Annotated in this window: 20 protein-coding genes; 14 read left to right on the top strand and 6 right to left on the bottom strand. The window is 75.5% G+C overall.

All coding sequences use genetic code 11. From position 1 onward, the window contains the following. Window positions 1-48 precede the first annotated feature (48 nt). The 8 genes from K5O09_RS00785 to K5O09_RS00820 all read left to right on the top strand — a co-directional run bounded on the left by K5O09_RS00785 (window position 49) and on the right by K5O09_RS00820 (window position 7,907). Entirely contained in the window at window positions 49-798 is a 750-nt protein-coding gene (locus K5O09_RS00785) for a hypothetical protein (protein WP_222171012.1), read from the top strand. Between the two features lie 68 nt (window positions 799-866). Then, the gene (locus K5O09_RS00790; protein ID WP_222171013.1) at window positions 867-1,898 is read left to right on the top strand and encodes a substrate-binding domain-containing protein; all 1,032 of its coding nucleotides are present in this window, start codon (window positions 867-869) and stop codon (window positions 1,896-1,898) included. Between the two features lie 61 nt (window positions 1,899-1,959). Then, window positions 1,960-3,477: a sugar ABC transporter ATP-binding protein gene (locus K5O09_RS00795; protein ID WP_222171014.1), complete on the top strand. Its 1,518-nt coding sequence runs from the start codon at window positions 1,960-1,962 to the stop codon at window positions 3,475-3,477. Continuing rightward, complete coding sequence (locus K5O09_RS00800) at window positions 3,470-4,516, top strand: ABC transporter permease (protein ID WP_222171015.1); 1,047 nt, start codon at window positions 3,470-3,472, stop codon at window positions 4,514-4,516. Before K5O09_RS00795 ends, K5O09_RS00800 begins: the two co-directional genes overlap by 8 nt. Further along, window positions 4,513-5,544: an ABC transporter permease gene (locus K5O09_RS00805; protein WP_222171016.1), complete on the top strand. Its 1,032-nt coding sequence runs from the start codon at window positions 4,513-4,515 to the stop codon at window positions 5,542-5,544. The genes K5O09_RS00800 and K5O09_RS00805 overlap by 4 nt, the downstream gene beginning before the upstream one ends. Then, a complete protein-coding gene (locus K5O09_RS00810; protein WP_222171017.1) occupies window positions 5,544-6,578 on the top strand; it encodes a DUF4432 family protein in 1,035 nt (344 codons plus the stop codon). Before K5O09_RS00805 ends, K5O09_RS00810 begins: the two co-directional genes overlap by 1 nt. Window positions 6,579-6,664: 86 nt before the next feature. Then, window positions 6,665-6,946, top strand: a complete 282-nt coding sequence (locus K5O09_RS00815) for a DUF3892 domain-containing protein (protein WP_222171018.1) — start codon at window positions 6,665-6,667, stop codon at window positions 6,944-6,946. 37 nt (window positions 6,947-6,983) lie between these two features. Beyond that, window positions 6,984-7,907: a pseudouridine synthase gene (locus K5O09_RS00820; RefSeq protein WP_222171019.1), complete on the top strand. Its 924-nt coding sequence runs from the start codon at window positions 6,984-6,986 to the stop codon at window positions 7,905-7,907. Window positions 7,908-7,925: 18 nt separating this feature from the next. Here K5O09_RS00820 and K5O09_RS00825 read toward each other — a convergent pair whose 3' ends face one another. Together K5O09_RS00825 and K5O09_RS00830 are read right to left on the bottom strand one after the other, a co-directional pair. Next, window positions 7,926-9,626: a hypothetical protein gene (locus K5O09_RS00825; protein ID WP_222171020.1), complete on the bottom strand. Its 1,701-nt coding sequence runs from the start codon at window positions 9,624-9,626 to the stop codon at window positions 7,926-7,928. An 80-nt stretch (window positions 9,627-9,706) separates the two neighbouring features. Then, on the bottom strand, window positions 9,707-11,605 hold the full coding sequence (locus K5O09_RS00830) for a sigma-70 family RNA polymerase sigma factor (RefSeq protein ID WP_222171021.1): 1,899 nt from the start codon (window positions 11,603-11,605) through the stop codon (window positions 9,707-9,709). Window positions 11,606-11,910: 305 nt separating this feature from the next. On the opposite strand from K5O09_RS00830, the gene K5O09_RS00835 reads away from it, so the two are divergent. Beyond that, entirely contained in the window at window positions 11,911-17,697 is a 5,787-nt protein-coding gene (locus tag K5O09_RS00835; protein WP_222171022.1) for an SdrD B-like domain-containing protein, read from the top strand. A gap of 282 nt (window positions 17,698-17,979) precedes the next feature. Here K5O09_RS00835 and K5O09_RS00840 read toward each other — a convergent pair whose 3' ends face one another. Next, window positions 17,980-18,447: an ATP-binding protein gene (locus K5O09_RS00840; RefSeq protein ID WP_222171023.1), complete on the bottom strand. Its 468-nt coding sequence runs from the start codon at window positions 18,445-18,447 to the stop codon at window positions 17,980-17,982. A 178-nt stretch (window positions 18,448-18,625) separates the two neighbouring features. Continuing rightward, on the bottom strand, window positions 18,626-19,438 hold the full coding sequence (ppk2, locus tag K5O09_RS00845; protein ID WP_222171024.1) for a polyphosphate kinase 2: 813 nt from the start codon (window positions 19,436-19,438) through the stop codon (window positions 18,626-18,628). Window positions 19,439-19,546: 108 nt separating this feature from the next. On the opposite strand from ppk2, the gene K5O09_RS00850 reads away from it, so the two are divergent. From K5O09_RS00850 to K5O09_RS00865, 4 genes are read left to right on the top strand one after another with little or no spacing between them, the layout of a single operon-like run. Continuing rightward, window positions 19,547-19,855 carry a hypothetical protein gene (locus K5O09_RS00850; protein WP_222171025.1) on the top strand — a complete coding sequence of 103 codons (309 nt, stop codon included), beginning with the start codon at window positions 19,547-19,549 and terminating at the stop codon, window positions 19,853-19,855. Further along, on the top strand, window positions 19,852-21,225 hold the full coding sequence (locus K5O09_RS00855; RefSeq protein WP_222171026.1) for a restriction endonuclease fold toxin-2 domain-containing protein: 1,374 nt from the start codon (window positions 19,852-19,854) through the stop codon (window positions 21,223-21,225). Before K5O09_RS00850 ends, K5O09_RS00855 begins: the two co-directional genes overlap by 4 nt. Next, on the top strand, window positions 21,222-21,671 hold the full coding sequence (locus K5O09_RS00860) for a hypothetical protein (protein WP_222171027.1): 450 nt from the start codon (window positions 21,222-21,224) through the stop codon (window positions 21,669-21,671). Before K5O09_RS00855 ends, K5O09_RS00860 begins: the two co-directional genes overlap by 4 nt. Continuing rightward, window positions 21,668-22,093, top strand: a complete 426-nt coding sequence (locus tag K5O09_RS00865) for a hypothetical protein (RefSeq protein ID WP_222171028.1) — start codon at window positions 21,668-21,670, stop codon at window positions 22,091-22,093. The genes K5O09_RS00860 and K5O09_RS00865 overlap by 4 nt, the downstream gene beginning before the upstream one ends. Before the next feature lie 51 nt (window positions 22,094-22,144). Here K5O09_RS00865 and K5O09_RS00870 read toward each other — a convergent pair whose 3' ends face one another. Continuing rightward, window positions 22,145-23,551 carry an APC family permease gene (locus tag K5O09_RS00870; protein WP_222171029.1) on the bottom strand — a complete coding sequence of 469 codons (1,407 nt, stop codon included), beginning with the start codon at window positions 23,549-23,551 and terminating at the stop codon, window positions 22,145-22,147. A 145-nt stretch (window positions 23,552-23,696) separates the two neighbouring features. Here K5O09_RS00870 and K5O09_RS00875 point away from each other — a divergent pair, with 145 nt between their 5' ends. Then, window positions 23,697-23,996, top strand: coding sequence for a YtxH domain-containing protein (locus tag K5O09_RS00875; protein WP_222171030.1), 300 nt, complete (start codon window positions 23,697-23,699; stop codon window positions 23,994-23,996). A 38-nt stretch (window positions 23,997-24,034) separates the two neighbouring features. Here the strand turns inward: K5O09_RS00875 and K5O09_RS00880 are convergent, their stop codons facing one another. After that, entirely contained in the window at window positions 24,035-24,748 is a 714-nt protein-coding gene (locus tag K5O09_RS00880) for a FadR/GntR family transcriptional regulator (protein WP_255595949.1), read from the bottom strand. Window positions 24,749-24,816 lie beyond the last annotated feature (68 nt).

Raw genomic sequence — 24,816 nt, forward strand, 5'->3', positions numbered from 1 at the left:
GAGCGCCCACCCGGTCGGGTGGCGGCGCGCGATCCAATGGAGGAAACCGTGACCCGGACGGCCGTGTCCCGCCGTGAGTACGACGAGTGGCTCAGCGAGGCGGCGAGCCTCGCCCGAGCCCTGCGGTACCCGATCAGCGCGGAGATGGTGAACGACAGTGCGGGGATCGTCTTCGGGGACGACCAGTACGAGGCGTTCGAGAACGGCCTGTGGTCCCGCGAGCCGTACGAGGTCATGGTGATCTTCGAGTCCCTCAACGAGCCGGCGGTGGACGGGCTCCCCGTGTCCGGGGCCCCGTACGCGGAGTACTCCGGCCTGTGCGACAAGCTGATGATCGTGCACCCGGGCAAGTTCTGCCCGCCGCACTTCCACCAGCGCAAGACCGAGTCGTACGAGGTCGTCCTCGGTGACATGGAGGTCTTCTACGGCCCCGAGCCGGTGGCCGTGGGTGACGAGGAGCCGCTGTCGTTCAGCCCGATGCCCGACGGGTCCCCGTGGCCGGAGGGCGTCGCCCTCCCGGCGGGTCGCGAGGACTCCTACGCCGGTCTGACGAGCTACGTCCGCCTGCGTGCCGGTGACCCGAAGTTCGTCATGCACCGCAAGCACCTGCACGCCTTCCGCTGCCCGGCCGACTCGCCGGTGCCGCTGGTGGTGCGCGAGGTCTCGACCTACAGCCACGAGCCGACCGAGCACGCGCACGACAAGGCCGTCCCCCTGCCGCAGTGGCGCGGCCTGCACGACAACACGTTCGTCGCGGACGCGGCCAACTCCGGCCGACTCGCGACCTCCATCGCCTGAACGGCGAAGCCCGACCCATCCCGCACCGCCCCCGCCGGCACGGCCGGCACAGTCAAAGGAGACACCCTGTGCGACACCTCTCGCGTGCGATCGCGCTGACCGCCACCGCGACCCTCCTGCTGTCGGCCTGCGCCAGCGGCGCCGACGAGCCCGCCGCCGGCGGATCCGGCTCGACCGCCGGCGGCGCCACCGAGTTCGAGGCCAAGGACCCGCTGACTCTCGGCTACTCCGTCTACGACCTCCAGAACCCCTACTGGCAGTCGTACTCCGCCGGCGTCGAGGCCGGCGCCGAGGCCGCGGGCGTCGACGTGGTCGTCGTCGACCAGAAGTCCGACCAGCAGCAGCAGGTCTCCGGGTCTCTCGACCTGATCAACCAGGGGATCTCCGGCCTGATCGTCACGCCGGTGCAGCCGTCCGCCCTGCCGTCCACGATCGACGCGGCGCACGACGCCAAGATCCCGGTCGTGATCGCGGACATCGGCACCGCCGGCGACTACGACGGCTACATCCTGTCCAACAACTACAACGGCGGCGAGATCGCCGCCCAGTACGTGATCGACGAGCTCGGCGACCAGCCCGGTCCGCACAAGGTCGGTGTGATCGAGCTCCACGCCGGGTCTGTGGTCGGCGAAGAGCGCGTCGCCGGGTTCACCGACACCCTCGCGGGGAACGACGACTTCGAGATCGTCGCGAGCCTGGACGGCCAGGACACGGTCGACGGCGGGTTCGCCGCTGCGCAGGACATGCTGTCGGCGAACCCGGATCTCGAGGTCATCTACGCCGCGAACGACGACTCCGCGATCGGCGCCCAGCGGGCCATGGAGACGGCGGGCAAGTCCGTGCAGGACGGGTTCTACCTCATCGGCTTCGACGGTGCGGACGGCGCCCTGGACCTCATCGACCAGGGCCTGATGAGCGCGACCGTGGCGCAGGACCCGTACGGCCAGGGCATCAAGGCGGTGGAGACCGTCCTCGCCCTCCTGGACGGCGAGGACCCCGGCTTCGACGACGCGGAGGCTCGTACCGTCTACTTCCCCGTGGAGATCGTCACCGCGGACACGCTCGCGGCGTTCCGCGAGTCGCGCGACGCGCAGAAGTGACCACCGGCGGGGGCGGGGCGTCGCGGCCCCGCCCCCGCCCGCAACGTCAGGAGGGGCGTCGATGGCTGCCGTGGTGCAGGTCGTGGACGTGGTTCAGGAGTACCCGGGCGTACGAGCGCTCAAGGGCGTGTCGCTCGACCTGGAGGCCGGGCAGGTCCTGGGTCTCGTCGGGGAGAACGGTGCCGGCAAGAGCACGCTGATCCGGCTGCTCGGCGGCATCGAGCAGCCGGTCAGCGGATCGGTGCTGGTGCACGGGACGGCACGCACGTTCCGCGGGTCGGCTGACTCGCAGGCTGCCGGGATCAGCGTCGTCAGCCAGGAGTTCCGGCAGGTGCCGCAGCTCTCCGTCGCAGACAACGTGTTCCTCGGCCACGAGATCGGCACGGGTGGTGTGGTCGACAGGGCCGGCACCCGCCGCCGCACCGCGGCCCTGCTCGACGACCTCGGTCTCGACCTCGACCCGGACCGTCCGGTGGCGTCCTTGACCGTCGGCGACCGCCAGATGGTGGAGATCGCGCGAGCCCTGTCGCGTGAGTTCGACGTCCTCATCATGGACGAGCCGACCGCGGCCCTGAACGGTGCGGAGATCGTGCGCCTGCACGAGATCGTGCGCCGCATCGCGTCGCGGGGCAAGGCCGTCGTCTACGTGTCCCACCACCTCGACGAGATCTTCGCGATCTGCGACGACGTCGCGGTGCTGCGCGACGGCGCCCTGGTCGCGCACGCGCCGACGGCGGAGCTCGACGAGCCGCGGCTCGTGGAGCACATGCTCGGCCGGGCCCCGCAGACGTTCGAGCGCTCCGGCACCGCCGCCTCGGCCGGACGGCCCCGGCTGGAGGTCACCGGGCTGCGTGTCCCGGGTGTCGCCGAGCCGTTCGACCTGACCGTCCGCGCGGGCGAGATCGTCGGGCTGGCCGGTCTCGTCGGCTCCGGCCGCACGGAGCTCACCCGCGCCCTGTTCGGCGATCTGCCCGCGGTCGGAGGGACGGTCCACGTCGACGGCCGTCGGGCCCGGCTGCGCACGCCGCGCGAGGCGATGGCGAGCGGCGTGTTCATGCTCAGCGAGGACCGCAAGGGGGAGGGGATCCTGCCGCACCTCGACGTCACCGAGAACGCCATGGTCTCCCGGGACCGGTCGGGGCTCCCGCTGCTCCGCCGGTTGCTGCCCGTCCCGGCGGACGAGCGCGCGGCGTTCGCCCGTCTGCGGGAGGACATGAGGATCCGGGTCCCCCACGGTCGCCAGCTCATCGGCAACCTGTCCGGGGGCAACCAGCAGAAGGTCCTGCTGGGCCGTGCCCTGCTCTCCGGGTGCTCGGTGCTCCTGCTCAACGAACCGACCCGCGGTGTCGACGTCGGCGCGAAGGTCGACATCTACCAGCTGATCAAGCAGCTCGCCGACGGGGGCGTGGCCGTCGTCGTGTCGAGCTCCGACGCACCCGAGCTCGCAGCGATCGCGGACCGCTGCGCCGTCTACTTCGCCGGGCGGCAGATCGCCGAACTCACCGGAGGGGACGTGACGGAGGACAACATCGTCGGGGCGTCCGTCGGACAGACCGCCCAGGAGGCCACTCATGCCTGACCTCGTCACCACCGCAGCACCCACGGCGCAGGACCTGGTCGCCGACGAGCGCGTCCGGTCCGCCGAGCGGGCCCGTCGCGCCGAGCGGCGCCGCAGCGTGCTGCAGAACGCCGGGGTCCTCATCCCGTTCGCCCTGGTCCTGGTCGCCGGCGTCGCCGTGGTCCCGAACTTCCTCTCCGGCTCGAACGTCACCAACGTGCTGGTGAACGCCGCCATCCTCGCCATCGTCGGGTACGGGATGACGCTCGTCATCGCGGTCCGCGGCATCGACCTGTCGGTCGGGTCCGCCCAGGCCCTGGCGGCGTGCGTCGCCGCATGGGCCGTGAACGGGGCCGGGCCGCTCGTCGGAGCAGTCGTCGGCGTCGCCGTGGGTGCGGCGCTCGGCCTCGTCAACGGGATGCTGGTCACCCGGCTCCGGGTGCCCGGCTTCATCGCCACGCTGTCCACGATGAGCGTGTTCCGGGGTCTGGTGCTCCTGTTCACCGGCGGAGCGCCGATCATGATCGCGTCCGGGGGTTTCAAGTCCGTCGCCACGGCGTCGGTGCTCGGTGTCCCGGTCCCGTTCCTCCTCGCGCTCGTGCTGGGCGCGGGCTCCTGGTTCGTGCTCGACCGGATGCGCTTCGGCAAGCACGTGGTCGCGGTCGGGGGCAGCCCCGAGGCGGCGATCGACTCGGGGATCGGCGTCCCGCGGGTGCTGCTGCTCGCCTACGTCGCCGCGGGGGCGTCGGCCGGCGTCGGCGGTGTGCTGCTGGCGAGCCAGCTCGGGGTCGTCAACGGCTCGGTCTCGTCCGGGCTCGAGCTGCAGGCGATCGCGATCGTCGTCCTCGGCGGGACCAGCATGGCGGGCGGTCGTCCCCGCATCGTCGGCACGTTCGTCGCCGCGCTGCTGCTGTCGATGATCAACTCCGGCCTCAACCTGCTCAACGTCCCGTCCTTCTACCAGTACGTCGCGCTCGGAGCCCTCCTGGTCTTCGCGCTGAGCATCGACGGGGCGCAGCGTGCCGCCGTCCGTCGCATGCTGGAAGGGAGCCACTCGTGACCAGCACCGAGACCGCAGCGCCGTCCTCGGCGGAGCGCCCCGCCGCCGACCGCCGGACGGAGGACCGGCCGCCCTTCGGCCAGATGCTGCGCCAGCTCGCCGCACGGCAGTACCTCGTGGGCGTCCTGGTGGTGCTCTGCATCGCCGTGGGTGCCGCCCGACCGTCGTTCTGGGGGACCGGGAACCTGTCGAACATCCTGTTCCAGGCCTCCTTCGTCGGCCTCGCCGCGTGCGGGATGACGCTGCTCATCGCCGCCGGTCTGCTGGACCTGTCGGTCGGCGGGGTGATCGCCGTGGCGTCCATCGCCGTGGCGACCGTGCTGCCGCACACCACGATCGGCGCGGCCGTGCTGCTCGCGCTCGTCATCGGGGCGGTTCTCGGGACGGTCAACGGGCTGCTCGTGACGTACGTGCGCATCCCGCCGTTCATCGCGACGCTCGGCACGCTGTACCTGTTCCTCGGAGCGGCGTTCATCTGGACCTCCGGGAAGGTCGTCCCGGTCACGTCGGCGAACTACCGGGCGGCCACGACGGGGACGGTCGGCTGGTTGCCGGTGCCCTTCCTCGTGTTCGTGGGACTGGCCGTCGTCACGTTCCTCGTGCTGCAGCGGACGTACGTCGGCCGGACGCTGCGGGCCTTCGGCTCCAACGAGCGTGCAGCCGTGCTGGCTGGGCTGCCGGTCAACCGGACGAAGGTGGCGGTGTTCGCGCTGGCCGGGGCGTGCTTCGCGCTGGCCGGGGTGTTCATGACCGGCCGGCTCTCGTCGGCCGAGGGCAACATGGCCATGGGCTTCGAGATGGACGTGATCGCCGCCGTGGTCGTCGGCGGCACCGCGCTGCGTGGCGGGCGCGCCACGACGACCGGGACCGTGACCGGAGCGCTGCTGTTCGCGGTGCTCGCCAATGCCCTGAACCTGCTCGGGGTCGCCTCCTACTGGCAGTACGTCCTCACGGGGACGGTGCTCGTGGCGGCGATCGCGGTCGGTGCCCGACGGGCGTCCGCCGCCGAGGTGCGGGGCGCGGGCTGATGGGGTTCGGCGCGGACTCCGTCCGTGCGGCGGACGACGTCCGGCGCCTCGTGGGAGCGCCGGACCAGCTCGTGCAGGTCGATCGGCTCGTCCGCGACGAGGGTCCCGGCCGGGGCGCCCCGGTGCTCGTCGTCCGGAACCCGGGCGGCATCTCGGTCGAGGTGCTGCTCGACCGGGCGCTGGACCTCGGATGGGCGGATGCCCTCGGGATCCCCCTGGCCTGGCGGTCGGCGCGCGGCCCCGTGGTCTCCGGACGCCACGAGCCGCTCGGTGCGGGCTGGACGCGCACGTTCGGCGGTGGGCTGCTCACCACGTGCGGGCTCGCCTCCACCGGCGCCGCCGGTACGGTCGGCGGTGTCCACCACGGCCTGCACGGCCGCATCGGCCACGTCCCCGCGGAGAACGTGAGGTGGGCGTTGGTCGACGGCGCGGACGGGCCGGCGGTGGAGATCACCGGGGACGTCGTCGAGGCCGCCCTGGGGCAGCCGACGCTCCGGCTCCGGCGCCGGATCGTGCTCAGCACCGCGACGCCGGAGCTCCGGGTCGAGGACGTCGTCACGAACGACGCCTTCGTGGACGCGGGGCACATGTTCCGGCACCACCTCAACCTGGGTTACCCGGTCGTGGGGCCGGGCACGGTCGTGACGGCGACCGCGGACCCGTTCGCGGAACGTGACCGGCCCGGCGTGGCCGCCCGACCGTTCCCGTGGCGGCTCGACGTCGCGCCCGGTGCCGCGCCCGAGCGCGTGCTCTACTGCCGCCCGCACCCCGGCCCGACCGCGACCGTCACGGTCACGGCCCCGACCGGTCAGGTCGTCGAGGTCGAGCAGGACACGGACGCGTGGCCGCTGCTCGTGCTGTGGCGGGACCCGAGCGCGGGGGTGAACGTGCTCGGGGTGGAACCCTCGACCTCCCGCGACGGCGGGCGGGCGCAGGCGGAGGCGGACGGGGAGCTGCTGGTGCTCCGGCCGGGGGAGAGCCGGACGTACTGCACGACCGTGCGGCTCGTCCGGGGACCGTCGGCCACGGACTGAAGTCCCTTCCGGGTGCCGTGCGGGCGGCGGGACGCTGGGCCAGGGCGCAGCGTCGCGCCCCAGCCGGTGGTCGAGGAGAACGCGCCATGAGCATCCGCATCACCCACATCCGCCTGTCCGACGGGGTCCGGGACCACGAGCACATCACCGATGTGCAGTGGACCAGCCTGGAGGACAACGACCACGGCGTGAGCCCCCGCGCCGCGGTCGTGAAGTGGATCGACACCGAGGGCGGCCACGCCTACGTCGGGCAGGGCCCCTCCTCGGTGCGCGTCACGACCGTGCACCCGGCCTTCGGGGCCGCGCACCTGCGGACGTGGGCGGACGGCGCGTGGACGGACAACCTGCTGGAGCTCCAGGAGTTCTGAGCACCCCGCGCGGCCGGCGGGCTCGTACCATCACCGGGTGCCGCCGCGCTCGCCCCTGCCCCCGCGCCACGGCCTGGGCGCCGCGTGGGTCCGCACGCCGGACCGCGCGCGGGACCGGGTGGACCCGTGGCCGACGATGGGCGCCTGGCTCGGCGACCGCCTGCCCGAGCACGTCGACGTGCCCGGGATGCTGGCCGCGGGGGCGTTCGTGGGCGAGGACGGCCGGCCGGTGCGCGCGGACGACCCGTACGCGCCGCACCGCTTCGTGTGGTTCCACCGCGAGCTGCGCGACGAGCCGCCGGTGCCGGGCGCGGTCCACGTCGTCCACCGGGACGAGCGCCTGGTGGTGGTCGACAAGCCGCCGTTCCTGTCGTCGATCCCCCGGGGTCGGCACGTGCGCCAGAGCGTGGTGGTCCGGCTGCGCGAGGAGCTCGGGCTGCCGGAGCTGTCGCCGTTGCACCGGCTGGACCGCGTCACGTCCGGCCTGCTGCTGCTCAGCACCGAGCGGCGGTGGCGCGGCGCGTATCAGACGCTGTTCGAGCACCGTGCCGTCGCCAAGACCTACCGCGCGCTGGCGCCCGTGCGGCCGGACCTCGCCCTGCCCGTCGTGGTGCGCGACCACCTGCGCAAGGAGCGCGGCCGGTGGCAGGCGGAGGTCGTGCCCGGGGCGCCGCCGAACGCCGAGACGCTGGTCGAGCTCGAGTCCGAGGTGGACGGGCGGGGCGTGTACCGGCTGACGCCGCGCACCGGACGCACGCACCAGCTCCGGATGCACCTGCTCGGGCTCGGCATCCCGATCGTGGGCGACCCCCTGTACCCCGAGGTGCTGGACGTTCCGGTCGACGACTTCTCCCGGCCGCTCCAGCTGCTCGCGGCGGAGGTGGCGTTCACCGACCCGGTCGACGGGACGGCGCGCCGGTTCGCGTGCGTGCGCCGGCTGCCGCTCGCCGCGGAGGGCTGACGGCGGGCCGGCGCCGCGCTACCGGCGGGTCGGGGTGACGCGCGCGACCGCCGGCGTGCGCCGCGCCGCCACCTGGCGCCCGGTGACGGCCGCGACCCCGGCCACGAGGGCCAGCACCGCCAGGGCGAGCAGGCCGCCCGCGTCGTCGGCGCCGGTCGTGGCCAGCGCGGCCGGGCGGGTCACGGTCGGTGCCGTGGCGGCCGGGGACTCCGGGGCCACGACGGCGACCGGCACCGACGCGACGGCGACACCGTCCAGCAGCACGACGATGCGGTGGTCGCCGGCGGGTGTCCCCGCGGGCAGGTCGACGGTCGCGCGCAGGACGCCCTCCCCGGACGTGCGAGCGGTCGCCAGGTACACCGGCGTGGAGTGCAGCTCGAGCGTGTACTCCGTGTCCGGCAGCAGCCCCCAGACCTCGACCGTCACGGAGTCGCCGACGGAGGCGCTGCCGGAGGAGGCCGCGATGGTCGGGGCGGCGATGCGGCCGGACGGGGCGGAGGCGATCACGTACGGCTGGTACCCGGTCGCGTGCGCGGTGACGACGACGTAGACGCTCTCGCCGACGAGGTCGCGCGTGGGCAGCAGCGTCGCCCCGGTGGCGCCGGCCACCGGCGTGCCGTCGGACGTGAACCACTGGTACGTCAGCGACTCGGGCTGCGGGGACCAGGCGGCCGTGTCCAGCGTGGCGGTGAGCGAGCCGGTGAGCACGTGCCGGCCCACGAGCTGCGGTGCGGCGCCCGGGGTGAAGGAGCGCAGCGACACCGTGCGCGTGTAGTCCGAGCCGAGCGTCCGGTAGTCGTGGTGGCCGGCGGCGCGGAGCACGGCCTGCACGTACAGCGGCTCGCCGAGGAGGTCGACGCCGGGCGTGAACGTCGCCGAGGTCGCGCCGGGCACGGCGGTGCCGTCGGTGCGGTACCACTGGTAGCCCACGGAGTCCGGTGCCGGCGTCACGCCCGTGGTGTCGAAGGACGCGGTGAACGGGTCGCCGACGAGCCCCGTGCCGGACACCGTCGGCCGGCCGACGCCGTCGAACGACCCGAGGTGCACCGTGGTGCTCGCGGTGGAGGTCTGCGTGTTCGTCACCCGTCCCGTCGCCGTCGCGGTGACGACGACGTAGAGCGTCGAGCCGACGTCGTCGGCGTCGGGGGTGTACGTGGCGAACGTGCTGCCGGTGCCCGACGCGACGACGGCGTCGACGGGGTAGCGGTGCCACACGTACGTCAGCGTCTCCGCCGCCGGCGACCACGCGCCGGTCGGGGTGAGCGTCAGGGGCTGCCCGACCAGGCCCGTGCCGGTGACGGCGTACGACGGCGTGGCGTCGAAGCCGGGGGTCGCGACCGCGCCGGTCATGTTCGTGCCGACGACGTGCGTCTCGCTGGTCCCGTCGCCGAACCACACCGCGGCGTACAGCGACTTGCCGAGGTCGGCCTCCGTCGGCACGTACTCCAGGTCGGTGCGGTCGTCCGCGAGCTGCGTGCCGTCGGACCAGTACCAGTCGACCGCCGTGGTGACCGGCGCCGGGTTGACGGTCACGCCCGCGAGCGACACGGTCAGCGGCTGCCCCAGCCACGCGTTGCCGGGCAGCGTCGGCGCGCCGGTCACGGCGTACGGGACCGCCGCGGCGGGCCCGGCGGTGAGCAGCCCGGCGGCCAGCACGAGCGCGGCGGTGAGCGCGGCACGCACGGGGGTCGGGGGTCGACGACGACGGGCGACGGGCACGCGGGGCTCCTCGGTCACGGGCGGCTGTGCGAGGACGGTACCGCGCCCCGCCCTCGGGGAACCGCAGGCCACAGGGCGTTTCACCCGGTCACGGGGACCGTGAACGCGACCCGGGACCAGGCCCCGACCAGTCCGCGGTCGGGGTCGGTGTAGCGGACGGCGAACGTGTGGGCCCCCGGAGCCAGCCCGTGCACGGTCCGCACGAGCGGGGCGTCCGCCAGCAGGTGCGTCCGGCCGGTACGCACGCCGTCGACGGAGGCCTCGACGCGCAGCCCGGAGGTGCCGTCGAACCGGACCTCGAGGTCGTCCGCCACGCCGTCCCCGTCCAGCGCGACCGGAACGACGACCGCCCCGTCGGCCGGTGACAGCAGCTCCGGCACCTCCGCCGTGTAGGGGCCGAACGGGCCGGCGACCGGGGACTCGATGCCGGCCACCCGCTGCACGACGAGCAGCGTGATCGCGGTACCGGCGTCCACGTCCGCCTGCACCGCCGCCCGCCACGACCCGGCCTCGTCGGCCGTGGTCGTGCCCAGGACGGTGCCGTCGGCCGTCCGCAGCTCGACCGCCGCGCCGGGGTCCGCGGTGCCCGAGAGCGCGGGGAGGTACGGGGCCTCGGCGAGCACGTCGACGACGGTCGGGGCGGCGGGGCCCTCGGGGTCGACAGGGACCTCGGGGTCGACGGGGACCTCGGGGTCGACGGGCACCTCGGGGTCGACGGGCACCTCGGGGTCGACGGGGACCTCGGGGTCGACGGGGGTCTCCGGGTCGACGGGGGTCTCGGGCCCGACCGGCGTGCCGGGTCCCACCGGCGCCGCAGGCGCGGGCGGCGCCGCCGGGACGGTCGGGGGGGCCGCCGCCGCTGCGGCCCGCGTGCCGTCGTCCTCCGGGGCGGGGCTGCGGGGCGGTGTGGTGCCGTCCCCCGGCGGGAGCGGCTCCACGTCGTCCCCCACGGCGTCCTCCACCGCGGTGACCGGGCCCGGCGGCAGCGGGTCGCTGGCGGGCGGCTGGGGCGCCGTGACGTCCGCCGCCCGCGGCCCGGACCCGTCACCGGTGACCCCGAGGCGCGCCAGACCGAGGGCCCCGGCCGCGAGCGCGAGCACCGCAGCGGCGGCCGTGGCCGCGGCGGTGAGCGTCCGTCGTGACAGGCGGGGCCGGCGCGGGGCGCGCGCGGGGGTGCCGGTGGTGCCGCCCGCGAACGGCGCGCCGGGGACGGCGACGGCGGTGGCCGGCAGCGGCCAGAGCAGCGCCCGCAGCCGCGCCCGGAGCAGGATCTCCGCCTCCGTGCCGACCTCGGCCACCAGCACCGGGCAGTCGTCGCAGGTCTCGAGGTGCTGGTCGAACCGCCGGCGGGCGCGCGGGGACAGCGCCCCGCGGTGGTGGTCGCCGACGCGCTCGGCCACCCAGCGGCAGTCGGCGCGCTCGGGCAGCCGGGTCACGTGGGCCTGCAGCCAGGCGCGCCGCAGCCCCTCCCGGGCGCGGTAGGCCAGGGCTGCCGCGGCGTTCGGCTGCAGGCCGATCAGCGGTGCGACCTCGGCCGGCGTCAGCTCCTCGAGCTCGGTGTACCAGAGCACCTCGGCCCACTCCGGGGGCAGCGACGCGTAGGCGCGGGCGAGCAGGGCCTCGTCGGCGAGGCGCTGGGCGACGGGCGGTTCGTCCACCGGCCCGTCGACCCCGTCGAGGCTGGTCGTCGCGCCCGCGCGGGCGGCCCAGGACATGGCGACGTTGCGGATGGTCGCGTACAGGTAGGGCCGGAACGCCCCGTCGGGGCCGCGGCCGGCGCCGAGCGCCTCGAGGATCCGCGCGAACGCCTCGGCCACCACGTCGTCGGGGTCGAACCGGTCGGTGATGCGGCGCGCGGCTGCGCGACCCGCGTCGGCGTGCCGTCGCCAGAGCTCGCCGTACGCCTCGGCGTCGCCGTCGCGCACACGCTGCGCGAGCTCGGTGTCGGAACTCTCCGTCGCGGGCAGCACGACGTCCATCGCCTCCTGGGGGAACCGCCGGTGGGCTCAGGCGGTCCCGCCACCCAACCAGAGGTCCCGGACGTTTCAGGAATCCGGTTTGTCCGATTCACCCGAAGGGACGAACCCGGCGAACTGGACAGCAGAACTCGCGTCATGACGGACGCGCGCCGCAGTCCTGCACAGCAGGAGGGCCTTGCCGGCCCGGACCAGCTGCGAGCGGACGAGGGACTGACGTGGAGTACAGGCGGGATGCAGGACGTGCGGGGCGTGCAGGGCGGTGGTCGCGCGGGTGGTCCCGTGCGTGGGCGCTGGGGCTGACGGCCGTGCTCGCGCTCGTCGCCGCCGGGGCCGGGGCTCCGGCGGCGGCCGTGGCGACGGGCGCGCGGGCGGCGGCCGACGATCCGCGGGCGGCGCTGAGCGTCGTGAAGTCGGTCGTCCCCACCGAGGCGCACCCGGGCGACCGGGTGACCTGGACGATCGACGTCACCTGCGAGTCCATCGTCACGATGTGCGTCGACGCCGTGCTGACGGACGCGGTGCCCGCGCCCTTCGTCGTCGAGCCGGGTGGGGTCTCCGTCCAGGGCCAGCGCACGGGTTCCGCCGACGTGGCCGTCGACGGCAACCAGGTGCGCGTCGCGTTCCGTGAGACCGACGCGGGCCGGCCCGGCGCGCGGGGCGTCGCCGCGGGTCAGAGCCTGTCGGTGCTCGTGCAGACCACGCTGCCCGTCGGCACGGACCTGTCGTGGGACGGCGCTGCCGTGGTGAACACCGCCGACGTGGTGGCCACCAACGCGGACCCGGCGTCCGACGACGCGACCGTGACGATCGTCGTGCCGGTGGACCCCGCGGTGGGCGTGACCAAGCGTTGGACGCCGTCCGACCAGGTGGCCGGCGACGAGGCCGACCTCGCGCTCGTCCTCGGCGTCGAGAACCGGTCGCCGATCGCGGCGACGGCCCTCACGCTGACCGACCCCGCGGCCGGGACCCCGGCGGCGTTCGGGCCGGGGACGCCCCTCGACCTGCGCGGCTTCGGCGACTGGACCGCCCCGGACGGTGCCACAGGCCTGACGGTCGAGCTGGTGACCGCAGAGGGCAGCACGACGGTCGGGCCGTTCGCACCCGGGACCCCGGTCGACACCGGCGCGGTGGACCTCGCCGCCGTCACGGGCGTCGTCCTGCGCTTCACCGGTGACGGCGAGGCGTCCGGCTCCCTCCCGCCCGGGGCGTCGGGGGCGGTCACGCTGCGGGTCGGCCAGAACGGCACCGCGGACCGCGACGCCGTGACGCAGGTCCCCAACACGGCCGCGGGCACGGTCGCGACCGCGTCCGGCGACGCCTCCGGCACCGCCTCCGCGCAGGTGCAGCTCAACCCGGTGACCGTCGAGGTCACGGCCGGCAAGACCGTCGAGGGCCGCGCGCAGGCGCAGGTCGTCGCCGGTGCCGACGCCGTCGTCGCGCTCAGCGCCGCCAACTCCTCGAACACGACGCTGGCGACGCTGACCGTGCGCGAGCCCGCGACCGGCACCGACCCGTTCGGGACCGCGGCCGACGGCAGGCTCGAGCTGCTCGGCCTGGGCGCCGACGGCACCGGGGCCGGCGCCGGCACCGACTGGCCGGAGGGCGCCGTCGAGGCCGAGGTGACGTTCACGGGCACGGGCCCCGGCCTGCCGCTCACCACGACGGTCGCCGCCCCGGCGGGCGGCTCGGCCGGCACGGTCGGCTGGCCGCAGGTGCCGGCCGGCGCCACGGTCACCGGCGTGCAGGTCGAGTACCGCGGCACCATGCCGCCCGGGGCGCGGGCGGTGCTGCCGCTGCTCGTCGCCACGGATGCCGGCTGGGACACCACCCGCGGCTTCCCGAACCAGGTGGCCGTGGGCGGCACGGCCTCCGACGGCACGGTCGCGGCGGAGCGCACCGCGACGGCGACGCTCACGGTCGTGCCGCGCCGCGTCGTCACCACGACCGCGAAGACGCTGACGCAGGCGGTCGGCGGCGAGCAGGTCACGGGTGCCGTGGGCCAGGAGCTCGTCGCCCGGCTGACCGGCGGCATCTCCGCCGACACGACGGTGCCTGTCGGGCGCCTCGTGGTCGAGGACGTCGCGGACGGCACCGCCGGGTCCACGCTGTGGGGCGTCGCCGCGCTCGACCGCCTCGGGTCCGTCGCGGTCCCGGGCGGCTCGCAGGCCGAGGTCCTCGTGCGCGTCGGCGGCGCCTGGACCTCGCTGGCCGGTCCGACGTCCGACGCCGCCGCGCTGCTCGACCTGGCGGTGCCCGCGGGCGCCGACGGCGTGCGGGTCGTGTACACCCCGCTGGCGGCCGGCGCGTCCCTGCCGACCACCGGCAGCTTCCGCCCCGTCGTCACGCTGGTGATGGCGCTGACCGAGGAGCAGGCCGCGGGGACCGTCCTGACCAACAGCGCCTCGACGACGGGCGAGGGCACCGGCGTCGGCGAGGGGCTGACCGGCTCCTCGGGCGACGTCGCGAGCACCACGCCCGGTCCGGGCGAGACACCCCTGGACATCCGCCGCGTCGACGCGAGCAAGCAGTGGCGCGACGCCGCGGCGCTCGTCCCCGTCGGCAACGCGACCGCCGAGGACGGCGACCGGCCGGCCAACCGCCTCACCATGCGGGTGCAGAACGTCACCGGCATCCCCGTCGGGACGCTGCGCCTGGTCGACCCGGACCCGCAGAGCCCCGCCAACGCGTTCGACCTGGTGGACGTGACGCGGCTGACGGTCACCGCCCCCACCGGCACGCAGGACCTCACCGTGGTGCTGCGTGCCGTCGACGGCACCGCGCTGCGCACGCTCACGTCGACCGCCGCGGTCGCGGCGCTGACCCGCGCCGACCTCGCGGACGTGGCGCAGGTGGAGGCGCGCGCGGACGGCACGCTGCCGGACGGCGCGGTGCTCACCGTCGTCGCGGACACCGAGCTGCGGGCGGTCACGCGGTCCGGCGCCCCGGTGCTCGGCACCGCGGACGGTCCGGCCTCCACGACAGTCGTCAACACGCTGCGCGGCGACCTCGGCGCGGGCACGCCGGACGACGCCGCGCGCGCCGACACCGTGCTGTACCCGGAGGCGCTGCAGCCGCTCGACGGCGCGCTCGCCAAGTCGGTGAACCCCGGGACGGTGTCCCGGTACGCCGCCGAGGACCGCACGGTCCGCCTCGCGCTGAGCGCCCGGCGCACCAGCGACGCCGCGGTCAGCCGCCCGTGGCAGTACGTGCTCGAGGACACCACGCCGGAGTTCTGGGACGCGGTGGACCTGGTGGGGCTGGAGGCGCTGTCCGGGGTGACCGCCGCCGACGGGCCGGGCTACACCGCCGCGGTCGAGTACCGGGTGGACGGCGCGTGGACGCCCGCGGTCACGTCGGAGCTGGCCGCAGGGTCCGCCGCGGCCTCCCCGGCGCTCCCCGCGGGCGCGGGTGACCTGCCGGACGGCGTGGACCCGTCGGCGGTGACCGGCATCCGCGTCACGTTCACCGCCCCCGAGGGCCGGTGGTTCGCCAACCGCGTCGTGGGTGGGTTCGAGGGGCCGACCGCGCTCGTGACGCTCGCGCCCCGCAGCACCCTGCGCAGCACCGGCGCGGAGGTCCCGGCGGGCACGGTGACGAACGTGCTCACGGGCTCCGTCCGGAGCGAGCACACGCCGTCGCCGGTGGTGCTGGACCCGGTCACCGCGCCGTACACCGTCACCGACGGCACCCCGGACGCGACCGTCACCAAGTCGCCGGTCACCACGACCACCGGCCCGGGCGCGGTCATCCCGTTCACGCTGACCGCCACCAGCACGGGCACCGCCCCGCTGGTCGACCCGGTGCTGACGGACGTGCTGCCGGCCGACGCCGACGGGGCCCTGCTTGTGCACGACGAGCGGGCGTACGGCTCCACGAGCGTGCAGGTCACGCCCGCGACCGCGGCCGCCGCGTCCGCCACGCCGACGGTGACGGTCGACGGCACGGAGCTGCGCGTCACGTTCCCGCCCGGCACCCGCCTGCTGCCGGGGGAGCGCGTGCTCGTGACCGTGCCGCTCGCCGTCCGGCCGGGCGTCGCCGCGGGCACGACGCTCACCAACGGGTTCGTGCTCACCGCGGCGGACGACCTGCGGCGGGAGGCGACCGCCACCGTCGAGGTCGTCGCGATGGCCACCTACCTGCGCGTCAAGGACGTGGCGGAGGACGTCGCCCCCGGCGGGCAGCCCACGGGCGTCGTGAGCACCGTCGGCGGCGAGTGCGTGGACGACGGCGGGTTCTACCGCAACCCCTGCCTGGTGCGGACGGCGCCCGGCGGGACGGAGACGTGGCGGATGCGGGTGACCAACACCGGCAACCTGCCCACGGCCGCGATCTCGCTGGTGGACGTGCTGCCGCACGCCGGTGACACGGGGACGTCGCGCTCGCAGAGCGGGTCGTCCCGCGGCAGCGTCTGGGCGACGGAGTACCTGGGTGACCTCCAGGTGGACGGCGTCCCCGCCGCCGGGACCACCGCGGTGTCGTACCTGCTCGACGGGCGCACGTGCCGGTTCACGGGTGACCCTCGTTCCGCCGACCCCGCCGGCGACGGGTGCGCCGCCGACGTCTGGACGCCCGCCGACGAGGTCGACGACCTCGGTGCGGTGCGCGGGCTGCGGGTGGACGTCGACCTGGCCGCGCAGCCGCTCCAGCCCGGCGAGACCGTCACGGTGACGTTCCGCACCCGGTCCGCGACCGGCTACGACCGGGCCGCCGCCGACGTGGACGCGCCCGCGTGGAACACGATGGTGGTCAGCACGGCGAGCATCGCCGCGACCGGCCTGGTGCACGAGACGCTCGAGCCCAACCGGGCCGGCGTCGCCGTCGACCGCACCTACGCGCTCGGCGACCTCGTGTGGGTGGACCGGGACCGCGACGGCCGGCAGGGCGCGGACGAGCCCGGGGTCCCGGGCGTGGCCGTCCAGGTGGTCCCGGTCGGGTCGGACGACCCGGTCGCGACGACCGTCACCGGCCCGGACGGCCGCTGGCACGTCGACCTGCTGCCGGCCGGGGAGTACCGGGTGCGGTTCGTGCTGGACGACGCCACCGCCGCGCGGTACGCCTTCACGCGGTCGCTCGTGGGGGACGCGGCCGACGACTCGGACGCGGGCGCCGACGGCTGGACGCAGGTGGTCCGGCTCGGCGCGGACGCACCGCGTGTGCGGCCGGTGGTCCCCGCCGACGGGCTCACGGCCGACTACGTCGACCCGACCGTGGACGCGGGCCTCGTCGAGCGCACCGTCCGGGTCGGGGACCTCGTCTGGGTCGACACCGACGGCGACGGCGTGCAGGACCCGGGCGAGCCCGGCATCCCGGGGGTGGTGCTGCGGCTGACCGGCCCGGACGGGGCCGACGTGCTGGACGCGTTCGGCCGGCCCGTGCGGCCGGTGACCACCGACGCGGACGGGCGGTACGTGTTCGAGGACCTGCTGCCCGGGCGGTACCGGGTGACGGTCGACCGGGTGGCGTCCGCGGACGCGCTGCGGCGGTACGCGCCGACGCTCGAGGGGGCCGGGTCCGACCGGGCGCGCGACTCCTCGACGTGGACGGCGGACTCGTCCGCCCTGACCGGCGGCCAGGAGGACCTGACGCTCGACTTCGGGTTCGTGCCCGCGGACGAGAGGCAGCTCGCGGTCCGCAAGGCGGTCGCCGACCGGTCGGCTGGCCGCATCACCTGGGAGGTGACGGTGCTGTCCGCCGGCACCCGGGACGTGCGGGACGGGTTCACGGTGAGCGACGAGCTCGAGGCCGGTCTGCGGTACGTCTCCGCGACGGGCGACGGCTTCACGTGCACCGTCGAGGGCCAGGTCGTGACCTGCCGTCACGACGGCCCGCTCGCGGCGGGTGAGACCGCCACCGTCCTGGTGGTGACGGACGTGACCACGCCCGGCACCACGGTGGGCAACACGGTGGTCGTCCAGCCGGACGACCCGCACGGCACGGGCCTGCCGCCCGCGAGCGACTCCGCGGTGAGCGCCGCGCCTGCGAGCGAGCTGGCCCGCACCGGGTCGGACGCCGGGTGGCTGCTGCTGGGCGGGCTGGGCGCGCTGCTGCTCGGCGCGCTGCTGGTGGTGTCCCGCCGCCTGCGCCGGGAGTGACCGCGCCGGGGTCGGTCCGTCGCAGGTCGGCGGGCCGCCCCGGTCCGGGTGTCAGGCGTCGGCGGGAGGCGTGCCGTCGGGGCGCAGCATGACGGCCGACGCGGGGACGGGCCGGGTGTCCGGCACCGGCACCCCCCACGCGGGCCGGCCGTCGGCGTCGAACGGGAGCACCTGGGCGCGGGCGTGGCGGTTCGGGTCCCACAGCGGGTCCCCGGCCGTCTCGGGCGCCGGCGGTGGACGCGCGCGCGAACGGGCGCTGACCCGGGCGCGCGCTGCCCGGTCTCAGCCCTGGGCGGGGAAGACCGCCCACACGTGCTTGGAGGAGTCGGTGGTGTACCACCCGACGGACTGCGACAGCCGGCGCGCGATCAGCAGCCCGAAACCGCCGGCGCCCACCGGACGCTCGCCCGCGAGCACCGGCACCGAGTGCAGGTCCGCGTCGCACACGTCCAGCAGGTAGTCCGCGCCGTCGGTCAGCAGCGACAGGACGGTGGGCGGCAGGCCGTGCTCGAGCGCGTTCGTGGCCAGCTCGGAGGCGACGAGCACCATGTTCTCGGGCACACGGCCCAGCGAGCGCTGCGGTGCGGCGTTCCGGGTGGTGACCTCGGACAGCAGCTCGCGACGCACCCGGGACAGGTCCGTGGCCGAGTCGAGCGACCACGACCGGACCGGCGCGAAGTGGTCCGGGGGGCGCGACGCCTCGAGCCCCGCGTCCACCGGCCCGCGGGGACCGTCGCCGTGCTGCGCCACGTCGTCTCCTGTGTGCTCGAAGGATGCCGCCTCGACGGTAGGTCCCGCGCCCGGCTGCCGCCACCGCGCGGGCGTCACCCCCGGTCGTCGGCGGGCCGCAGGGTCCAGGTGAGGAAGGTCGAGGCAGGGCTCGGGAGGTACTCCCCGAACGGCGGGCGCGGGACGAACCCCGCGCGGGTCACGCCTCCGGGTCGCCGACCAGCGTCGCGCTGTGGTCGGGGACGTACGTCGACAGCTCCCGCGGCGGGCGGACGTACTCCTCGGAGGCCGCCGGCCGCTCGGGCAGCACCACCGGGTCGTGCGGCACCTCGCGGTACGGGATGGTCGACAGCAGGTGCGCGATCATGTTGAGCCGCGCGTTGCGCTTCAGGTCCGACTCCACGACGTACCAGGGGCTGGTCGGCAGGTCGGTGTGCGCGAACATCGCGTCCTTGGCCCGGGAGTACTCCTCCCAGCGCGCGATCGACTCCAGGTCCATCGGGCTGAGCTTCCACCGGCGCACCGGGTCGTTGCGCCGGGACCGGAAGCGCCGCAGCTGCTCGGCGTCCGACACCGAGAACCAGTACTTGCGCAGCAGGATGCCGTCGTCGATGAGCATCTGCTCGAACCCGGGCGTCTGCTGCAGGAACCGCGCACGCTCCTGCGGGGTGCAGAACCCCATCACCGTCTCGACGCCGGCGCGGTTGTACCAGGACCGGTCGAACAGGACGATCTCGCCGCGCGCCGGCAGGTGCGCGATGTAGCGCTGGAAGTACCACTGGCCGCGCTCCCGCTCCGTGGGCGCGGGCAGTGCGGCGATGCGCGCGACGCGGGGGCTGAGGTACTCGGTGATGCGCTTGATGGTGCCGCCCTTGCCGGCGGCGTCGCGGCCCTCGAACACGACCACCACGCGGGCGCCGGTGGCGCGCACCCACTCCTGGAGCGTCACGAGCTCCGACTGGAGCCGGAACAGCTCCGCCTCGTACACGGCCTTGGGCACCTTCGGCGTCATGCCCGGACGCTACGCCGCCCCCGCGCGTGGCGGGAGGTGCGGGGAGCGCAGGCAGGGGCGTGCTACTTTTGAGTAGCAGCCGCGCATCCCCGAGAGAGGTGGACGAGCGTGGCTGACGACAGCCTGTTCGAGGTCGACACGACGGAGCTGCGGCGTACCGGGAACGACGTGCTGCGCGTCGCCGACCGGGTGGCCGGGGTGGGCGCCGCCCCGGTGCTGCCCGGGCCCGAGGCGTGGTCCGCGGGACCGCTGACCTCCGCCGGGGTCCGGTTCGACGCGCGCTACCGCTACCTGCTGACGGCGCTCGCGGCCGAGGTCGACCACGCGGGCGAGCAGATCAAGGGCGCCGCGTCCGCCTACGACGAGGCCGACGCGATGGCCCGCGACCACCTCGCCGGCCTGCCGGCCCGCCCGTGATCGGCGCCGCGACGCTCGCGACGTCCGCCGACCCGCGGGCGCTCGTCCCGACCGACCCCGAGGCGCTCGACGGCTCGGCGGCGGAGGTCGACGGACGGCGGCGCGTGCTCGCGGGCGCGTCGGCGGACACCGCCGGCGCCGCGTGCGACCGCTGGCACGGCGCCGCGTCCGAGGCCTGGGCCACGCACCGCACCCGCCTGGTCGAGGTGCTCGACACGGTCGCCGGCGCCACCGACGTCGCGGGCGGCGTCCTGCGGCAGCACGCCGCGGTGGTCCGGTGGGCGCACGCCCGCGCCGAGGTCGCCGTCGCCCTGTGGGCGCAGGGCGAGGACCTGAGCGCGGCGTGGCGCCGGCGGGCCGACGTGGCCGCCCCGGTGCTCGGCGCGCCGTCGTCCCCGTGGTTCGCCACGGGCGCGTCCCGCTGGCGGCCCCGCGTCGCCGACGTCGACCCCGGGACGTCGCACCGGGCGCTCGCCGAGCAGGTGCTCGCCTCCGCCCGTGCGGAGGTCGTCGCGTCGGAGGCCGCCGCGGCCGGCGTGCTCGACGGGCTCTCCGCAGGCGTCCCCGACGGCGGCCTCCACCCCGGCGACTTCCTGCGCGGCGTCGCCGACTGGCTGACCTCCACCGCCGGCGCGCTGTGGCGGTACGGGTCGCTGCGCGCGGTCGTCGACGGTCCCGGCTGGGCGTCGTCCTGGGCGGAGCTCGGCACCTCCACGATCGACCTCTACCACGCGGCCGGCCAGGACCCGGTCGGCACCGGCCAGGCGCTGCTCGACACCGACGGGCTCGCCCACCACCCCGGCCGGTGGTGGGGCGGCCACGCGCCGGACCTCGCGACGAGCCTGGTCACGGGCGGGTCGGCCGCCGGCGTCGCTGGTGCCGCGCGGATGGCGCGGTACCTCCAGGACATCGCCGACGGCGTGGACCGCGTCGCCGCCGGGGAGCGCTGGCTGGACGCGCTGCGGGCCGCCGGTGACGTCCGTGCGGTCACCCGCGTCGAGGGGTGGGCCGACTACCAGCGGACCTGGGCCGGACCGGAGGAGTTCCGCCTCCGGAGCGGCGACACGAGGATCTGGGCGGACGGTGTGCACATCGATCCGGACGCGGTCGTGGCGGTCGAGGCGAAGCTCGTCGAGCGGCCGGGCGCCTCGATGTGGGAGGGGAGCGTCCCGGACTTCCTCCGCGACGACCTGCTCGCGGGGTTCGACGACGAGGTGGAGCGGTACGCCGCCGTGATCCGGGGAGGCGACAACCCGGTCGAGCGGCTGCGGATCGTGACGTCGACCCCGGAGGCGGCCGAGCACCTGCTCGCGCGCGCCCGGTCGCTGGTCGGGGAGGGCCTGGACGTGGAGGTGGTGGTGCGCCCGTGAGCAACCGTCTGTACATCCGGGGGACGACCGCGGCGCCGCTGCCGGTGTCGTTCGAGGCGCTGGCGCTGGCCGCCGTCGCCCGGTGGGGGTGCGCGGCGACCGTGGTCCGCCGTCGCCCGCCGTTCCACGTGGAGGTCGAGGTGCAGGTCGACCCGCCGGGCGGGTCGGGGTTCCAGATCGACTACCTGCGGACCCGCACCGCTATCAGCACCGACGCGCTGCCCGACCGGTGGCCGGAGGTGGCCGCGTGGGCCCGCGCCCTCGTGCCGGACGACGGGCGTCGGCTGATCGCCTTCGACGCCGCGATGACGCTGCACGTGGACCTGCTCCCGGGCATGCGCCCCGCGGACGTCGCCTCCGCGGTCGTGGACCACGGGACGCCCGGGTGGGAGGAGCGCGACCCCGAGGTCGCCGCGCTGTTCGGCCGTGACGGCCGGTCGCCGTGAGCAACAACCTGCTCGTCGTGTGCGAGGGGACGATTCCGCTCACCGCCGACCGGTTCGCCGAGGTGGCACGTCGACGGTGGCCGGGCGCGCTGGTACGGCAGCTCCGACCGCCACGCGCCTCCGCGGTCGACGTCCAGGTGGTGGGCCCCGCCGGGATCTACCGGATCAGCTACTTCCGCGACCGGCGTTCCTTCTCGTGCGACGCCCTGTGGCCCGGGTGGGGCGAGGTCGCGGCGTGGCTGCGGTCGGTCGTGCCGGACGACGGCCGGCTGCTGGTCGCGGTCGACGCGGCGCTCACCATGCACGTGACCCTGACGCCCGGGATCACGGCGGCGGAGTTCGAGACCCGGATGGTGTCCCACGACGCACCCGGCTGGGTCGAGCGGGAGCCCGAGGTCGCCGCGCTGCTCGGGTTCGCGTGACCGCGGAGCCGCCCGCCCTCCCGGGCGGCCCGCGTCGCGGACGGACCGGGGTCAGCCCGTCGCGGCGGTGACGTCCTCGTCCGCGGTCGCGTCGGTCCCGCCCGTCAGCCACCGGTTGACGACGTACAGCACCACGCCGATCCCCAGCAGCACGGCGGCCCGCAGGTACACCGCCCCCTCGCGGCCCGTCAGCGGCGACGCCAGCACCAGCGACACGACCGCCCCGACGACGGGCGCCCACGTCGGCGCGCGGAACGAGCGCTCGCGGTCGCCGTCCACCGTGCCGGTCTCGTCGTCGTCCGCGGGCCGGCGGCGCAGGACGAGCACGGCGACGTTGACCACCGCGAACACGAGCAGCAGCAGCAGGACGGTGGTGTCGGCCAGGCCGCCGAGGTCGCCGGTCGCGGTGAGCGTCAGCGCGAGCACGACGGTGAACGCGATCGCGACCACGGGGGTGCGGCGCCGGGAGTGCACGCGGCCGAACGCGGCGGGGACGATCCCCTCACGGGACATCCCGTACACGAGGCGGGACGCCATCATCATGTTGATCAGCGCGGTGTTCATGACGGCGAGCAGCGCGATGAGGGCGAACAGCCACGGCGGGAACGCCAGCCCGGCCACGCGCACCACCTCGAGCAGCGGCCCGGTGGAGCCGACCAGCACGTCCGTCTCCACCAGCATCGACGCCGTGAACGCCACCGCGAGGTAGATGGCCCCGGCCGCCGCGAGCCCGCCGAACAGCGCCCGCGGGAAGTCGCGCCGCGGGTGCCGCGCCTCCTCCGCCAGGTTCACCGAGTCCTCGAACCCGAGCAGCGCGTAGAACGCCAGCGCTGTGCCGCCGAGCACGCCCATCCACGCCGGGCCGTCGGTGTGCAGGTCGAGGGCGCGCGACGGGTCGCCGTCGCCGTGCGCGAGCGCCCAGACGCCGATGCCGATGATGACGAGCAGCCCGCTCGCCTCGACCAGCGTGAGCACCACGTTGACGCGCACCGACTCGGAGACCCCGAGCACGTTGACGACCGTGATGAGCCCGAGGAACACCCACGCGGCCACGAGGGTCGGCACCCCGAACGGCAGCAGCTCGCTCAGGTAGTCGCCACCGAACGCCCGCGCCGCCGCGGAGGCGCTGGTGATCCCCGACATCATCACGGCGAACGCCACGAGGAACGTCAGGAACGGCCGCCGGAAGGCGCGGTTCGCGTAGAGCGCCGCACCGGCGGCCTTCGGGTAGCGCGCGACGAGCTCCGCGTACGCGGTCGCCGTGAGCGTCGCCAGGGCGAACGCCAGCAGGAACGGCAGCCAGATCGCCCCGCCGACGTGCTCCGCGACCGTGCCCGTCAGCGCGTAGATGCCGGCGCCGAGGATGTCCCCGACCACGAACAGCAGCAGCACCGTGCGGCCGATCGTGCGCCGCAGCCCCGGCTGGTCGGCCTCGGGCACCCGTGTGGTCTGCGCCATCGTCCTTCCCCCCTCGTCGGGGGCCACTGTGCCCCCGCCTGCACTGTCGCGCGCGGCGGACCGGGCCGGCGCTCGCCGGGCGCGCCGCGACGGGCGCCCCTAGGCTCGATCGCATCAGGACATCCAGCGACCAGGGAGAGAACGCATGAAGGGCAAGCTCGCATTCGTCCTCGGCGCCGGCATCGGCTACGTCGTCGGCACCCGCGCCGGCCGCGCGCAGTTCGAGAAGATCAAGGGCTGGGCGTCCGACGCGTGGCACGACCCGCGCGTGCAGTCGACGGTCGACGACCTGGAGTCGTCGGCGGCGCGGTTCGCGAAGGACCAGGGCGGGGCGCTCAAGGACAAGGCGGTCGACGCCGTGAAGAGCGCGGTGTCCCGCGGCTCGGACGACGGCACGTCCACCGAGCCGTGGAGCCCGGGGGCGGCGGGGTCCGACCGGGCCTGACCCGCCGTCCTGGCCGGGGACTGTCCGTCGGTCCCCGGTCAGGACGCGGCCGCGCCGGCGTCGTCCGGCAGGGACGCCTGCACCTCGTCGACGATGCCGGCCATCGCGCGCTGCGCCGCCACCGGGTCGCCGAGCGCGACGGCGCGCGCGACCGCCTCGTGCCCGTCGAGCGCGGCCGGCACGGGCGAGGCGGGCATCAGCCCGAGGGCCGTGCGGCCGGACAGCACGGCCGTGACGAGCTCGGACAGTGCCCCGAACAGCTCGTTGCCGCTCGCGCGCAGCAGCAGCTGGTGCATCCGGATGTCGAGCGCGAGGAACTCCGCCTGCGTGGCCTCGCCGGCCTCGCCGAGCGCCCGCATCCGCCGCGCGATGTCCATGAGCTCCGTGCGGACCTCGACGGGGGCGTAGCGTGCCGCGCCGGCGGCGGCCAGCGGCTCGACGGCGTGCCGCAGCTCGGTCAGGGTCCGCAGCTGGGCGAGCCGGCCGGGTCCCTCGAGCCGCCACGCGATGACCCGGGGGTCGAGCACGTTCCAGCTCTCGATGCCCAGCACGACCAGGCCGACGCGCCGGCTGGAGCGCACCAGGCCGAGCCCCTCGAGCATGCGCATGACCTCGCGCGCGACGGTGCGGGACACCCCGAACTCGGCGCCCAGCTCCTGCAGCGTCAGGACGTCCCCGGTGCGCAGCTCACCGGCGGTGATGCGGCGCCCCAGCGCGTCGAGGACGGTGCTGTGGAGGACGGCGGCGGGCACGCGTCCAGGGTAGGGCCGGAGACGCTGCCCGACACTATGGGAGCACCACATGTGGACAAAGGTGCTAC

The sequence above is a fragment of the Cellulomonas sp. C5510 genome, from assembly GCF_019797765.1.
Lineage (GTDB): Bacteria > Actinomycetota > Actinomycetes > Actinomycetales > Cellulomonadaceae > Cellulomonas.

Excerpts from the sequence above, each read along its gene's own strand:
- K5O09_RS00870 (WP_222171029.1), bottom strand. The coding sequence starts at position 23,551 with ATGGCGCAGACCACACGGGTGCCCGAGGCCGACCAGCCGGGGCTGCGG.
- K5O09_RS00875 (WP_222171030.1), top strand. The coding sequence starts at position 23,697 with ATGAAGGGCAAGCTCGCATTCGTCCTCGGCGCCGGCATCGGCTACGTC.
- K5O09_RS00815 (WP_222171018.1), top strand. The coding sequence starts at position 6,665 with ATGAGCATCCGCATCACCCACATCCGCCTGTCCGACGGGGTCCGGGAC.
- ppk2 (WP_222171024.1), bottom strand. The coding sequence starts at position 19,438 with ATGACGCCGAAGGTGCCCAAGGCCGTGTACGAGGCGGAGCTGTTCCGG.
- K5O09_RS00800 (WP_222171015.1), top strand. The coding sequence starts at position 3,470 with ATGCCTGACCTCGTCACCACCGCAGCACCCACGGCGCAGGACCTGGTC.
- K5O09_RS00795 (WP_222171014.1), top strand. The coding sequence starts at position 1,960 with ATGGCTGCCGTGGTGCAGGTCGTGGACGTGGTTCAGGAGTACCCGGGC.
- K5O09_RS00810 (WP_222171017.1), top strand. The coding sequence starts at position 5,544 with ATGGGGTTCGGCGCGGACTCCGTCCGTGCGGCGGACGACGTCCGGCGC.
- K5O09_RS00830 (WP_222171021.1), bottom strand. The coding sequence starts at position 11,605 with ATGGACGTCGTGCTGCCCGCGACGGAGAGTTCCGACACCGAGCTCGCG.